Here is a 255-nt window from a genome sequence, read left to right on the forward strand (position 1 = left end):
GCGATCGTCTCCCGAGCAGAGGAAGCAGGGATCCGGCACCTGGCCATCCGCCGCACCCGGCTGCGCGCCCCGCTCCGGAGGGAGCAGTCGTCGTGGCGCTGGGCGCTGGTGGACTGCCGCCCGGGGCGCGAGAGCATCCGCTGGGGGCGCGTCGACGACCCGGAGGAGCTGCGGGCGCTCCCCCTCGACGGCTCCGCCGGCGAGCCGAGCGACGCTCCTCTCTACGCCGTCTGCACGCACGCCCGGCACGACCAG

At 76.5% G+C, this 255-nt stretch carries 1 protein-coding gene; it reads left to right on the plus strand.

The features are described 5' to 3' along the window. On the plus strand, positions 1 to 255 hold a 255-nt coding region (locus SB756_RS32535; protein ID WP_410913569.1), incomplete at both ends, for a hypothetical protein.

The organism is Pseudomonas sp. SIMBA_068 (genome assembly GCF_046534705.1).
Taxonomy (GTDB): domain Bacteria; phylum Pseudomonadota; class Gammaproteobacteria; order Pseudomonadales; family Pseudomonadaceae; genus Aquipseudomonas; species Aquipseudomonas putida.